General features: G+C 62.4%; 14 protein-coding genes and 1 pseudogene. 8 read left to right on the top strand and 7 right to left on the bottom strand.

Annotated elements, in window-relative coordinates; translation table 11 throughout:
* Positions 1-227, top strand: a 227-nt coding sequence (locus B146_RS0123935; protein WP_019999011.1) for a tyrosine-type recombinase/integrase, incomplete at its 5' end; no start/stop codon positions are given.
* Between the two features lie 291 nt (positions 228-518).
* Here the strand turns inward: B146_RS0123935 and B146_RS0123930 are convergent.
* Complete coding sequence (locus B146_RS0123930; protein ID WP_019999010.1) at positions 519-1532, bottom strand: zinc-binding alcohol dehydrogenase family protein; 1014 nt, start codon at positions 1530-1532, stop codon at positions 519-521.
* Positions 1533-1710: 178 nt separating this feature from the next.
* Here B146_RS0123930 and B146_RS27335 point away from each other — a divergent pair, with 178 nt between their 5' ends.
* Positions 1711-2055, top strand: coding sequence for a winged helix-turn-helix transcriptional regulator (locus tag B146_RS27335; protein ID WP_019999009.1), 345 nt, complete (start codon positions 1711-1713; stop codon positions 2053-2055).
* A 215-nt stretch (positions 2056-2270) separates the two neighbouring features.
* Here the strand turns inward: B146_RS27335 and B146_RS0123920 are convergent, their stop codons facing one another.
* Positions 2271-3173, bottom strand: coding sequence for a LysR substrate-binding domain-containing protein (locus B146_RS0123920; RefSeq protein ID WP_019999008.1), 903 nt, complete (start codon positions 3171-3173; stop codon positions 2271-2273).
* Positions 3174-3365: 192 nt separating this feature from the next.
* On the opposite strand from B146_RS0123920, the gene B146_RS0123910 reads away from it, so the two are divergent.
* From B146_RS0123910 to B146_RS0123900, 3 genes are all read left to right on the top strand, one after another.
* Positions 3366-4106, top strand: a complete 741-nt coding sequence (locus B146_RS0123910; RefSeq protein ID WP_019999007.1) for an SDR family oxidoreductase — start codon at positions 3366-3368, stop codon at positions 4104-4106.
* 646 nt (positions 4107-4752) lie between these two features.
* The gene (locus tag B146_RS0123905; protein ID WP_019999006.1) at positions 4753-6540 is read left to right on the top strand and encodes a putative bifunctional diguanylate cyclase/phosphodiesterase; all 1788 of its coding nucleotides are present in this window, start codon (positions 4753-4755) and stop codon (positions 6538-6540) included.
* A gap of 141 nt (positions 6541-6681) precedes the next feature.
* Positions 6682-8097: a sensor domain-containing diguanylate cyclase gene (locus B146_RS0123900; protein WP_019999005.1), complete on the top strand. Its 1416-nt coding sequence runs from the start codon at positions 6682-6684 to the stop codon at positions 8095-8097.
* A gap of 153 nt (positions 8098-8250) precedes the next feature.
* Here the strand turns inward: B146_RS0123900 and B146_RS0123895 are convergent, their stop codons facing one another.
* Positions 8251-8703 carry a GNAT family N-acetyltransferase gene (locus tag B146_RS0123895; protein ID WP_019999004.1) on the bottom strand — a complete coding sequence of 151 codons (453 nt, stop codon included), beginning with the start codon at positions 8701-8703 and terminating at the stop codon, positions 8251-8253.
* 237 nt (positions 8704-8940) lie between these two features.
* Positions 8941-9108, bottom strand: a complete 168-nt coding sequence (locus B146_RS28765; RefSeq protein WP_019999003.1) for a DUF2934 domain-containing protein — start codon at positions 9106-9108, stop codon at positions 8941-8943.
* 218 nt (positions 9109-9326) lie between these two features.
* Here B146_RS28765 and B146_RS28115 point away from each other — a divergent pair, with 218 nt between their 5' ends.
* Genes B146_RS28115 through B146_RS0123875 form a run of 3 tightly spaced genes read left to right on the top strand, consistent with a single transcriptional unit; the run spans position 9327 to position 11545 of the window.
* Positions 9327-10757 (top strand): sensor histidine kinase, encoded by a 1431-nt coding sequence (locus B146_RS28115; protein ID WP_026358898.1) that lies wholly within the window; start codon positions 9327-9329, stop codon positions 10755-10757.
* Positions 10758-10774: 17 nt separating this feature from the next.
* Positions 10775-11164, top strand: coding sequence for a response regulator (locus tag B146_RS0123880; protein WP_019999002.1), 390 nt, complete (start codon positions 10775-10777; stop codon positions 11162-11164).
* Between the two features lie 24 nt (positions 11165-11188).
* Positions 11189-11545, top strand: a complete 357-nt coding sequence (locus tag B146_RS0123875; RefSeq protein ID WP_019999001.1) for a hypothetical protein — start codon at positions 11189-11191, stop codon at positions 11543-11545.
* A 103-nt stretch (positions 11546-11648) separates the two neighbouring features.
* Here B146_RS0123875 and B146_RS0123870 read toward each other — a convergent pair whose 3' ends face one another.
* The 3 genes and pseudogenes from B146_RS0123870 to B146_RS27325 form a co-directional block, all read right to left on the bottom strand.
* The gene (locus tag B146_RS0123870) at positions 11649-11954 is read right to left on the bottom strand and encodes a hypothetical protein (protein ID WP_019999000.1); all 306 of its coding nucleotides are present in this window, start codon (positions 11952-11954) and stop codon (positions 11649-11651) included.
* A gap of 359 nt (positions 11955-12313) precedes the next feature.
* A complete protein-coding gene (locus B146_RS0123865) occupies positions 12314-13204 on the bottom strand; it encodes a ribokinase (RefSeq protein ID WP_019998999.1) in 891 nt (296 codons plus the stop codon).
* A pseudogene (locus tag B146_RS27325) lies at positions 13201-13386 on the bottom strand (MurR/RpiR family transcriptional regulator); the annotation flags it as partial. The gene B146_RS0123865 and the pseudogene B146_RS27325, both read right to left, overlap by 4 nt.

The raw sequence follows: 13386 nt of genomic DNA, 5'->3' as shown, positions 1-13386 counted from the left end.
AGTACGCTCGTCTCGTCGATGAATGGGTCGCCGCGATCGGTCTACGTAAAGAGGACTATGGCACGCACTCGCTCCGGCGGACGAAAGCGTCGATCATATACAAGGCGACCGGCAACTTGCGCGCCGTCCAGATCCTGCTCGGCCACACGAAGATCGAGAGCACGGTGCGCTACCTTGGCGTCGACGTTGAGGACGCACTGACCTTGGCTGAGAGTACCGAGGTGTAACCCTCGACTAGGCCGGCATCACGCTGGTACGGAACGGCCGCTCTTAGAACTCGACGGTGGCCGTTCCAACCGCTGAACAGGGTGGAAAGCGGTCTGTCCGCTTCCGAGATCGATCGCGTGGGAAGCGGACAGTAGCGACCTGCCGGTATCCCACGCATCGTTAATTGTTCAATTGCCTTCAGAACTGAGCGACCCAGCAAGGGCATCCCACCTGCTGCCAGCAAAGTCAGGTCGAGACGCGGCCGGGGCCCGGTCCGGTCCTGCACGGTGTATCGAACTCTGCGTCCGACTTCAGAAGCCCTCCAGCACGACCTTGCCCCGCGCCCTGCCGCTCTCGAGGAGGGCATGCGCCTGACGCAGGTTCGCGGCGTTGATAGGCGTCAGCGTGCTCGTCGCGGTGGTCTGAATGCGGCCCTCGTCAACAAGTTGCGCGACCTGGCCGAGGATCCGGCCCTGTTCGCTCATATCGGCCGTCTGGAAGATCGAGCGGGTGAACATCAGCTCCCAATGGATCGAGACGGCTTTGCGCTTGAACGGGGTGACGTCGAGGGCGTCGGGATCGTCGATGAGCCCGAAGCGGCCTTGCGGAGCGATGAGTTCGACGATCTCGGACAGATGCCGGAGCGTTTCAGTGGTCGAGAACACGAAGGCGGGGGCCCCGATCCCGAGGGCGGCCACCTGTTCGGCCAAGGGCCGGGAATGGTCGATCACGTGGTCAGCTCCGAGTTCGCGGACCCAGGCCTCGGTCTCGGGCCGCGATGCGGTTGCGATGACGGTGAGATCGGTGAGGGCACGGACGAGCTGGATGGCGATCGAGCCGACGCCGCCAGCCCCTCCGACGATCAGGATGGCGTTCGCTGCGCCGGGGACCGGCTTGGCCACGTCGATCCGATCGAACAGCATCTCCCAGGCGGTGAGGGCCGTCAGCGGCAGGGCGGCGGCCTCGGCATCCGACAGCGATGCCGGTTTCATCCCGACGATGCGCTCGTCGACGAGATGGAACTCGCTGTTGCTCCCCGGGCGGGCGATCGAACCGGCGTAGAACACGTCGTCACCGGGCTTGAAGCCGACAACCCCGTCGCCGACTTCGACGACCTCTCCGACCGCGTCCCAGCCCAGCACCTTCCAACCGTCGTCGCTCAGCCGCGCGCTAATGCGGACCTTCGTGTCGACCGGGTTCACCGAGACGGCCCTGACCGCAACGAGGAGATCGCGCCCGGTCGGAACGGGGCGGGGGAGTTCGATGTCCTCCAGCGCGTCCGCTCGATCGATCGTTCCGGGCGTCCTGTAGCCGATGGCCTTCATGATGCGTGCTCCTGCTGCCGCTTCGCTTGTTGAGACGGGCCGAACTTGGCTGTAGCCTCGTGCGAGCTCAATACGCACAAATGCAGCCTATAGTGTCGAAAAGGATACCGTCATGGCGTAGGCGCGGTTCTCGCGGTTCGATTGCAGTCCTGGCTGTTCGGTGGAGGCGGCAGTCGGCTTGATCGACGGCAAGTGGAAGTCGGTGATCCTGTTTCACCTTCTGTCCGGCACACTCCGCTTTGGCGAGATCCGTCGACAGATCGCGAACGTGACGCCACGCATGCTCACCAACCAGCTCCGGGAACTGGAGGAGGACGGATTGGTGGAGCGAAAGGTCTATGCCCAGGTGCCACCGAAGGTGGAGTACAGCCTCTCGCCGCTTGGGCGGACGATGGAGCCCATACTCCTTGCCCTGAAAGGATGGGGCGACGCCAATCTCGGCCTCTATGGCAAGCCGAAGCACGGCTCGCCGGCGGAAGGGGTGGCGAACGAAAAGGACGAGGAGGGACGCCAATCCGCCTGAGCGGGAGGACCGCTCGCGGGTCCGCACTGACGGGCTGCAAATGTCTGCGGGGGAGCGATAGCGGACGGCCTGCTTTGACACGTCCGTTTCCCCCGGGCGCCGATCGCCTCAAGTGGGTGGAAAGCTTCCAATCCGCTCCTGTAATGAAGTTAGCAATAAGCTGTCATTCGAGATCGTTAGGGGCTTTCCCGCAAACGATGGTGAAGCTGGAAAGCTCAAGCGTTGAGGTCAGTGATGACCTCACCGATCAGCGCCCTCAGCCAGCGGTGCGCTGGGTCATGTCTATAACGAACGTGCCATGCCATCTCGACGGGGAAGCTGCCGAGGTCGACCGGGGCCGGCAGGATCTTCAGCCGAGGCTCCTGCATCAGCCGCTTGCAGATAAGCGATGGCAAGGTAGCGCAATAGTCGGTCACCGCCACCATCTCGGCGACCGCGAAGAAGTTGGTCACGGAGATCGCTACGTCACGCTTCAGTTGCTGCTGGGCCAGCGCCTGGAACAGCCCGGCACGCATCCGTCCTGGCGGCACGATGTTGACGTGCTTCATTGTCTCGAACTGCTCACGCGTCACGGCATCGCCGACGTTTGGATGGTCGGCGCGTACGGCGCAGGCGAACCCTTCGTCCATCAGGTGCTGAACGACGAGGTTGTCGGGCGGGTCGACGATGCGACCCAATACGAGCGCTGTCGTTCCGGAAACGACACCCGTTTCGGCGAGATCGTTGCCGTACGGGGTCAGATGGAGCCTGATGCCGGGCGCAACCTTCTGCAGTCGCGCCACAACAGCAGGGACGAGGACGAACTCGGCATAGCCGTTCGGCGCGATGGTGAAGAGCCGTTCCGCCTGCTTTGGATCGAAGGCCTGTTGGCCAAGGACCAGATCGTCAAGCTGCGCGAGCGCCCCGGTGATCCGTGGCGCGAGTTCGAGCGCGACCGGCGTCGGCTGGACGCCGTAGCGCTCACGGACGAACAACTGATCCTGCAGCATGAGACGGAGGCGGGACAGGGCGTTGGACAGCGCCGGCTGGGTCATGCCCAAGCGCCCGGCCGCCCGTGTGACGCTGCGCTCCTCCATCAAGGCGACGAATATCGGCAGCAGGTTCAGGTCATAGCGCATGGAGGTATCATGTAGTCCGCATATCAATAATCAAGAAAATCAATTTCTTGAATATGTCGACCGTACCCAACTCCCTTACATCGGCGACGGACGCCGCAAACATGAAGGCTCAGATGCGCATCCACGTGGCGATCGCTGAGGCGGAGCCACGATCCGGCGCAAGCTGAAATCCGACTCGAAGGGAACATGGCAATGACCAAGGGTATCGAAGACAAGGTCGTCCTCATCACCGGCGGCAGCACCGGCATCGGCGCTGAGACCGCCCGACTTCTTGCTGAACGGGGTGCGAAGGTCGCCATCGCTGCACGGCGCAAGGACAAGCTCGATGAGGTCGTGGCGGAGATCGTCGCGAACGGCGGCACGGCACGTGCCTACGCGCTCGACGTCACCGACAAGTCGGCAATCCAGTCCGTCGTCGCCGCAATCATTGCCGACTTCGGCCGTCTCGACGTGCTGATCAACAACGCCGGTCTGATGCCGATTCGTCCGATGGCCGAGGTCAACACGGACGAGTGGGACCAGATGATCGACGTCAACCTAAGGGGCACGCTCTATGGCATCGCCGCAGTTCTTCCCGGCTTCCTCGAGCAGGGCAGCGGTCACATCATCAACCTGAGCTCGGTTGCAGGGATCAAGGTCTTCGCACCGGGTGGCACGGTCTACTCCGGCACCAAGTTCGCCGTCAGCGCGATCAGCGAGGGCCTGCGCCAGGAGGTGGGCGAGAAGGTCCGCGTCACGTCGATCGAGCCCGGAGCGGTCGAAAGCGACCTGAAGTTCACGACTTCGGGCACGGCTGCCAAGACGGTCCTCGACTTCTACAAACAGGCGATTCCAGCAGCGTCGGTGGCGCGCGCCATCGCGTTCGCTGTCGAACAGCCCGAGGACGTCGACATCAATGCAATCGTCATCCGGCCGACCGCACAGCAGTTCTGATTTCGACGAGGAGGCGGGGCGGAGTGTGCCCCGCCTTCGTCACGTCCGCTGTCACAACCGTCGGGGACTGTTGAAGACGGCCTGACGTTCGCCTTGCTCGTCCCGAAAGGGAACGGCTAGCGAGAACGTCGACACCAGACCACGACGTAGCCCGGGCCTGGCGCAAATTTTCCCAAAACGTGTTCCCGAATGCCTCTTTCCGAAATGGCCAAGCGACGATGGAGATACGAGACCTTTTCCATGCGTTGGAATGACCGCTTTCGGAAATCCGCTCGGTGCCTCGGAAGGGCAATGAAGGGTCGATAGCGGAGGGCCGGTAGCCCAGCGTTGCGGTCGGTGGCACTGCTGGGGTCGACCAGCCAGGTTTCGGTACGCCTTCCGACATCACAGTTCGAAGGCAGATCGCATTGCCAGTAGCGGCATTACGCTTGATCCCTTGATGCTCGCCATTCGGTGTCATCCCGAAAGAGAAGCCGTCAACAAAGCAGGAATCACCCTGTCGGTGAGCCGTTCGTAGTAAGAGAGGTCGAGAACTGAAGGGAACGGCGAAACAATCCGTTGACGCCGTTCCTCGAATTACACCCCCTTCGACGTTGTCGTAAGCTTTTTGCGGTTATCTGGGAGCGAATCGAAGGGACGCACCAGCATGGCAGCCTACATTCAGGACACAGCCCACAACGAGGAAGCGCGCCTGAATGCGCTCCGCGATCTCAACCTTCTGGACACGTCGCCAAGCGATAGCTTCGACCGCCTGACGCGACTTGCAAGCAAGTTGCTCGACGCGCCCGTCTCGACCATCTCACTGACGGATCGCGACCGCCAATGGTTCAAGTCGAAGGTGGGAGTGGACATCACAGAGATCCCTCGCGAGCAGGCGCCGTGCAGCTACGCGATCGGTGACAACGGCATCTTTGTCGTGCCCGACCTACAAGCCGATCCGCGGTTCATTGGCAGTCCGCTCGCTCAGGCGGGCATCCGGTTCTACGCGGGCGCACCACTTTTCACGCGCCAGGGCTACGGCCTTGGCACCCTCTGCGTCGTGGACGACAAGGTGCGTGAGCTCGACGATGAAGGTCGACAAGTGCTGCGCGATCTCGCGGGCATGGTGATGAGCCAAATCGAACTCAACAGCACCATCGGCCGGTCCGATGCAGTCACGGGCCTGCCGAACCAGCATCAGATGTTCGAAGATATCGAGGATCTCGCCCGTCTTCATCCGGGCGAGACCGCGACAGGGCTGATGTTCGATCTTGTGTCCCAGCGGCAGTCAGGTCAGGGACAGCGGGTGCTGGGCTCCAGTTTCACCGAGGCGCTCGTTCGCGGCTGTGCGTCGCGTCTGCGTCAGCACCTAGGCAATTCGTCTAGGCTCTACCACGTCGGGCCTACGAGGCTGGCCGTCCTGGTCACGCCAGAGTTCGGGGGCGACCCCGATGCGCTTATCCATTCTTTGGCAAACCTTCTCCGCGATCCCGTTGAATGCGACGGCATTCCGGTGACGCCGACCTTGGCTGTTGGGTCCTGCCTCTTCCAGCTCGATGAGCTATCCCCTCGCGATGCGTTGAGGCGGATGCTGAACGCCGTCGAGGACGCGGCGTTGTCCGACGACGGCATTGCCGATTATTCGCCGGGGCACGACCTTCGTCATGCCCGCAGCTTCATGCTGCTGAATGACTTTCGGGCGGCACTGGCGACACCAGGTCAGCTCCACCTCGACTACCAGCCTCGTGTCGAGCTCGCCACGGGAGAATGCAGTGGCGTCGAGGCCCTTCTGCGTTGGACCCATCCGCAGCTTGGCCCGGTCCCTCCCTTCGACTTCATCCCTGACATCGAGCAGACGGCCTTCGCGAAGCCTTTGACCGAATGGGTTGCTCGGACCGCCCTCGCGCAGATCGTGGAATGGCGCGGGATGGGCATCAATATGAAGGTTTCGATCAACGTCTCTGCGCGGAACCTCGATGAGACGGACTTCGCCGAGCGGATGCTCGAGTTTGTCCGGGTTGCTGGCGCAGATCCTGCGATGCTGGAGCTGGAGTTCACCGAAAGCGCAATCGCAAGGAATGGCACGCTTGTCGTTCGTCAGCTTCAGGCGCTGCGCGATGCCGGCATCACCATTGCGATCGACGACTTCGGGAGTGGCTACAGCAATCTTTCCTACCTTCAGAAACTCCCGGCTTCGATCCTGAAAGTGGACAGGGCATTCATCGCGGAGCTGGAGACGTCGGAGCGCGATCAAACGCTGGTGCGATCCGTTATCGAGATGGCTCATCAGCTCGGCTACCGGGTGGTTGCGGAAGGTATCGAGACGCAGAGCACCTATGACCTCGTACGGTCGTGGGGATGTGCCGAAGGGCAGGGCTACCTCATGGCAAAGCCAATGACGGCGGCGGCGCTCGGAGAATGGCTGTCCCCGACGAATCTTTCCGCGGTCGCTTGAGGAAGGAAGCCGACGCTGACGTCGGCTTAATCAATACCCGTCTAAGGACAAGTACCGAGAGCCGAATTCGCTCGTCCGATTCTCGGCGGCTTTAGGGGTATCCATGACGGACGACCAGCGCGAAGCGTTGCGCCAGAGGCTTTGACAGAAATCGCCCTTCTCGATACGCCGCCCGAACGCGAGTTCGATGCGCTAGCAAGGCTTGCGCAGCGCATGCTGGGCACGAGCATGTCATCGGTGACACTGATCGACCCGGAGAGGCAGTGGTTCAAGGCGCGTTGCGGGCCGCTCGCGCCCTGGACCGAGCGCGGGCCTGCTCTTTGCGCCGCCGTATTCGAGAGCGAGGCACCGGTGACGATGGCGGACGCCAGCCTCGATCCGCGCTTCGCCGAAAGCCGGTTCGTGACAGGCGAGCCCCATATCCGTTTCCATGCCGGGGTGCCGGTCGGTGTGCGTCAGGCGGACGGCGACAACGTGACGATCGGCACACTCTGCGTCCTCGACGACAAGCCGCGCGAGCCGACCGCTGGGGATTTGGAGATCCTGTCTGAGCTGGCCTGCCTGGCGGAGGCGCTGATCGAAGCGCGGGCTGTCGCGTTGCGGGCGGCCGAAGCCGCCGAGCAGCAGCGCCTTGCGGTGGAGCGACTGGAGCGCGAGCGCCGGCAGTTCAAGCAGGCCGAGCACATGGCGGACATGGGCTCATGGCGTTACGACATCGCCTCTAACACGACGTCTTGGTCGGACGGGGTCTTTGCCATTCATGAATTGCCAATCGGCGGCGGCGTGCCAACCGCCGAGATCCTGAACTTCTTCCCGGAACCCGATCGCACGGCTTTTTTAGATGCCGTCATGCGGACGCTCGATACGGGTGAGCCGTTCGAGATGGATACCGACTTCACCAGCGCGAAGGGTAGATGGCGGCGTGTGCGCGTTTCCTGCGAGATCGAGTTGTCAAAAGGGCAGCCGGTCGCCCTGATTGGCGTCATTCAGGATGTCAGCGATCGTCATCTGATGGAGGAAACGCTGCGCCGCCAGGCTCGGACCGACAGTCTGACCGGGCTTGCCAATCGAGCAGAATTCTATCGCATGCTCGACCTCAGCCTGCGCGAAGCCCGGTCTGCTGGCAATGAGCTTGCAGTGCTTCTTATCGATCTCGACGGGTTCAAGGGCGTCAACGACGCGCTCGGCCATGCGGCAGGTGACGACGTGCTGCGGAAGGTCGCCGATCGTCTCCGTCAGCCCTGCTACGAGGGTTGGTTCTCTGGTCGCTTGGGGGGCGACGAGTTTGCGATCGTCGTGCCCACTAGTTTCGACCACCGAAGACTTTCGCCCATGATCGACCGCTTGCTGCGCGATCTCGACACCCTCACGTCCATGGCAGGGCATATCGCTCGCGTCACTGGAACGGTAGGGATCGCCTGGTCGGGCACGACGGATGGCGACGGCGACACGCTGCTTCGTCAAGCAGATGCGGCTCTTTACACAGCCAAGCGGGCCCGCAAGGGAACGGCGCAGACCTATATATCCAGTAGTTTCATTGACGGGCTTACAGGGTAGGCCAGACCTGGGTCGGCTTCTGGTATGCCGAGAATGAGGCTGAGAATGGCTCGGCAGGGCCGGATGCGGATGGACCGCGTCCGGGTGTCCGCTTCTCCGGCGCCGATTGGCCCAACCGGGTGGTTTTGAGACGGTCTGCTTCGGGAAACTGAGCTAACTTAGCGGACGCTCCATCACGATGGTCCGCTCCTCACCGTGGTAGCTGTCGCGCACCGAGATGAACCCAAGCTTTGCGTAGAATGGCTCCGCCGTGACGGATGAAGGCACTGCCAGCACAGCGATCCCCTTCTCTAGAGCAGCTTTCTCGATCCGAGCCATTAGGGCTTTGCCAATCCCATAGCGCTGGAACTTAGGATCGACGAAGACTGTCCGCACCACCCTATCATCAAGGCTCGCCGTGCCGACGATGGTGTCTTGATCGAGGGCAACAAACACTTGCCGACGCGTCAGCAACTCGGATACGGCCGCAGGCGAGAAACTTCGCTCCACGCGGGCGATCACTGCTTCGGAGTAGTCTTTGGCATTGGTGTCACGAAGCGCAGCGAAGATGATGCGGCTGATGCCCTCGGCATCGCTGAGGCATGCCGGACGGATGACACAATCCATGTTGAGGTCTCCTCACCGCCCAACGGGATGAAACTCCTAATCTGATAACACGACCGCTTTCAGGTGATCCTGGCAATCCGCTAGATACCTGAATTGGGTCGGAAGCGGATGGACCGCTTCCGGGTGTCCGCTTCCTTAGCGCCGATCGGCTCGGCTGGGTGGAAAAGCGACGGTCCGCTATCAGGCCGCACGGGCATCATAGCGGACATCTCGATACGAGAGGCGCGGGACCGGTGCCTACCGAGCGATTGACCGCTCGATTTCGTCCTCTTCCTGCTTCTCTCCCTCGATCTCCACTGAAGCGATCGCCCAGAACTCATGCTCGCGTCCCCAAGGACGCCCAGCCTTCTCCCAAAGCTCATAGGCTCGTTGCCTTACTTGGGCGTCCCAATCCTTGACTACCATCCCACGTCCCCGTTCACGCTGCTCAGGAGGCGACACCAGTAAGATGCGCCGCGAACACAAATAGATCGGACACGATTGGTCGGCTACGGGAGCTTTTCGTTGATGATGCAATCTTCTAGAACGGGTTTCCCATCGAAGAGTTGGCAGGCGGCGCGGGCAGGCAGATGACATTGTATGCAGAACCAGCCGCCGTTGCCGGCTCGTCTCAATCGATGCGCATGGTTGAGCTGATCGAACATTTCGATTGGGCGTCAACTCCGTTGGGCGATCGTGGGAGCTGGCCCCAGAGCCTGCGCACCATCGTCGACATGATGCTGTCGGCGGGCAACGCCATGTGCCTCATGTGGGGTCCGGAGCGTACTTTCCTTTACAACGACCGCTACGCCCCGATCCTTGGCACGCGCCATCCGCATGCCCTTGGGCTCCCCATCCAGACCGTGTGGCCGGACGTCTGGGAAGACATCGCGCCTTTGGTCGAGCGCACCTTCGCAGGTGAAACACTGACGTTCGAGAACACGCCGCTTCTCATGACCCGGCATGGTTACTCGGAGGAGACGTGGTGGTCTTTCGCCTACTCGCCGGTGCGCGACGAGACCGGTCAAGTGGCTGGGCTTCTCAACATCACCAACGAGACGACGGCTCAGGTGATCGCGCAGAACAGCCGTGACGAGGCGATTGCCCGGCTGAGCGATAGCGAGCAATTCCTGCGCAGCGTGCTGGCGTCCTCGAACGACTGCATCAAGGTGCTTGACCTCGATGCCAAGCTCGTCTTCATGAGCGAAGGCGGGCAGCGGGTCATGGAGGTCTCCGACTTCAATGCCATCAACGGCTGCCCGTGGCCGGACTTCTGGCAGGGCGAGGGGAATGCAGCGGCAAGGCAAGCCATCGCTTCGGCCCAGGCAGGCAAGCCCGCCGTGTTCCAGGGCTATGCCGACACGATGAAGGGCACTCGGCGCTACTGGGACGTCCAGGTGTCGCCGATCTTCGGTGCCGACGGGAAGCCCGAACGCATCCTATCGGTCTCCCGGGACATCTCGGCTCTGAAGGCGTCGGAGGAGGCTCGTGCCGTTCTGAACCAGGAACTGGCGCATCGCATGAAGAACCTCTTGTCCATGGTTCAGGCGATCACCGCCCAGACCTTGCGTCAGGCGCGCACGATTGAAGAGGCCAACGAGGCGGTCTTCACCCGTATCTCGGCGTTGGCTCGAGCGCAGGACATCCTGACGCGATCGAACTTCGAGGACGCTGACGTGCGTGAGGTCGTTGGCGCTGCGATGGCTCCGCACCAGACGGAGGATCACCGGATCGAGGCCAACGGGCCGCGCCTTGGTCTGACGGCGCAGCAAGCGCTGGGGCTCAGCCTCGCGATCCACGAGCTTGCGACCAATGCGGCAAAGTATGGCGCCCTCTCGAACGAGACGGGTCGGGTCGCCATGTCCTGGGCCGAGGTTGACGGCGCGTTCGTGTTTCGCTGGATCGAAACGGGCGGACCTCCAGTTATCGCTCCTGAACGCCGCGGCTTCGGCTCGAAACTGATCGAGCGCATCGTCGCCGCCTACTTTGACGGCGAGGGTCGTATTGACTTCGATCCCGCTGGCATCCGCTTCACACTCACCGGGGCGCCCGCTCGTCCTGATCGCATCGCTTGAGAGACCGACCGCATACCATGGGCCAGTCCTTCGATCCCAAACGTTACGCCGTCTTTGTCGTCGACGACGATGCCCTCGTGCGCGCCGAAGCCGTCGACCTGTGCGAAGATGCCGGCTTCACAGTCTACGAGGCGCGCAACGCCGACCAGGCCATTCGGCTTCTGGAGCGCCATTCCGACATCCGCGTCCTGTTCACCGACGTCGAGATGCCTGGAACGATGAATGGGCTCAAGCTCGCCCGCGCAGTCCGCGACCGGTGGCCTCCTATCACCATCATCGTGACTTCGGGACGTGTGCAGGTCGGCGAGGGCGAACTGCCGGAGAACGGGTTGTTCTTTGCCAAGCCCTATCCACCGAAAGGCATCGTGAAGGCACTCAACGACATTGCCTCGCAGATCCAAGGCTGATCGAAGGGGAAGCAACGCCGAAGCATGAGTGTCGCGTTTTTTGACGATCCAGAGAACCTCGTCATTCTCAAGATTTGCCGAACCTCTCCGGGGTTCATTCCGATCGTGATCAAGGGCAAGTTGCACCCGGTGCGGGAGGCCAACCTCGATCTCTACCCAGTGCCCTCGAACCTCTCGATGCAAGACTACGTCCTCGGCCTTGAAGTGCTGGGCTGCAAGCTAATCCGTGACGGGGTCAACGACGTCGTGATAGAGGAGCCGGCCCAGTTCAAGAGCGACATGTGGCGCCGGCGGGCGCGACAAATCCAGGCCATCATCACGGATGACTGGGAGGGGCGATGGACCGAGTTGTCGGACTATCTGCACGGACAGGCTCGGTAGGCCACCCTAAAGAAAGAGGTCGGTGCTGTTCAGTGACACATAATGTCCGCTTACAGTCGCGTGGAAGGCACTTCTGATCGCCAACAGCGGGTCGAAAGCGGCTTCACCGTTCAAAGTGAGCTGGCTTCTGGGCAAGCAGCTTGCGCCGACCCAGCAGCAAAACAAAGAGGGTGACGGCCCACCAGAACACGACGCCCATAACCACGCTGACGAGCATATATATTGTAGGACCTTCAAGACCAAACAGGTCTTCGAGCCGAGAGGTAAGGCCCATCGCTCCAATCGCCATGACAACCACGAGCCCGAGGACGCCGCCAGGCCCGATGATGGCGATAGCAACAGGAGCCCAACTCATAGCACCGAAGACAAGCGAAGCCACGACCATCGCGGCGAGAGGAAGCGAGAGCAACCAACATGCCGAACGGTGCCGCAGTATCGACCGAGCGCGTAGCTGCTTTGTTCGCATTCCGACCGAAGCTCTGTTGCCTCAACCTCTGCTAGAGGTTGTGTCTGTTTGCGAACCGCAATGCAACTCCATGGAATGGCTGGAACGGCTGGAACGGGTCGAAAGCGGAGCGGCAGCTTTCCATGCGTTCGCACCGTAAGCTGCCGGTCCGCTTTCGGCCCGAAGTCGCCGGTCTCGAAACGAGTAGGACGGGCGGAAAGGCGACCGTCAGGTTCCAGTGAGCGGCTGCCGGAAGCAGACCATCTCCTAACTGTGTCGCAGGAAACCGCAGCCGGTGCCGCAGTCTTGAACCGGGCTGCCCGCTACCATCCACCCACCTCATGCCGAGTGGAAACATGTCGGGCGGCCGCCTCGTTCGCGGCTAAAAGGCTGTCGGCGAAGGACGTGCCAACGGCAAGAGAGCTCACGAGGGCGCCGACGAATGCGTCGCCGGCTCCGTGCGTGCTCACGAGGCGTACAGGCAGAGCTTCCAGGGCAATTGGCGCACCACCGGACTGCATGCCTGCGACGCCAGCGCCTCCAGCGGTGACGACCACGCTAGGAAAGCGCGTCAGGAGGTCCCGTGCGGCATCGGTCGCCGATGCCAGATCGGTGACTTGGCGACCGCAGAGTTCCTCAGCCTCGATCGCGTTGACGATCAGCACGTCCACCAATGCAGCGAGTTCGCCCGGAAGCGTTCGGAAGGGAGCCGCGTTGAGGCAGACCGTCGCTCCTGCGTTGCGCGCGGCCCGGGCGGCGGCAAGGTTCACGGCATCCGGCACTTCGTTCTGGAGGATCAACGCCTTGGCATCCCTCCACAAATCCGCATTCGAAATCGCAGTCGTGTCGATCTCCAAGTTGGCGCCCGATACGATCACCGCACCGTAGTCGCCTCCGGCGTCGGAAATCGCGACGCTCATGCCCGAACCGATGCCGGACAAGGTGGCGACACGCGTGGCGTCGACGTCCAGGGCATGGAGTGTGGCGAGAAGGAAGCGGCCGAACTCGTCGTCGCCCACGGCGCCGGCCATGCGGACTTCGGCGCCCGCCTTGGCGGCGCTGACCGCCTGGTTGCCGCCCTTGCCGCCGAACTTCGGCGACCAGGCGTGGCCGGTCACCGTCTCGCCCTTGCGCGGCCTGTCCGGCGCATCGACCATGATGTCGTAGTGCAGGCTGCCTACGACGACGACCACCGGCTTGCGGGGCATGTTCATGAATTTCGCCGCTTGGTTTTGACGGCCCCCATCGTGGCCGCCAGATTGCGTTCTGCCGCCTTGAGGTCGCGCTGGGCGACGGCTGCGAAGACGGCGTCGAGAATGATGAGCTGGGCGACGCGGGCTGCCGCGTTCTCGCCCAGAAGCGGCGAGCCCTGCGCCGTCGAGCAGAGGACGACGTC

This window comes from Aureimonas ureilytica DSM 18598 = NBRC 106430 (assembly GCF_000382705.1).
Lineage (GTDB): Bacteria > Pseudomonadota > Alphaproteobacteria > Rhizobiales > Rhizobiaceae > Aureimonas > Aureimonas ureilytica.
This window is presented reverse-complemented; position numbering and strand designations above follow the sequence as displayed.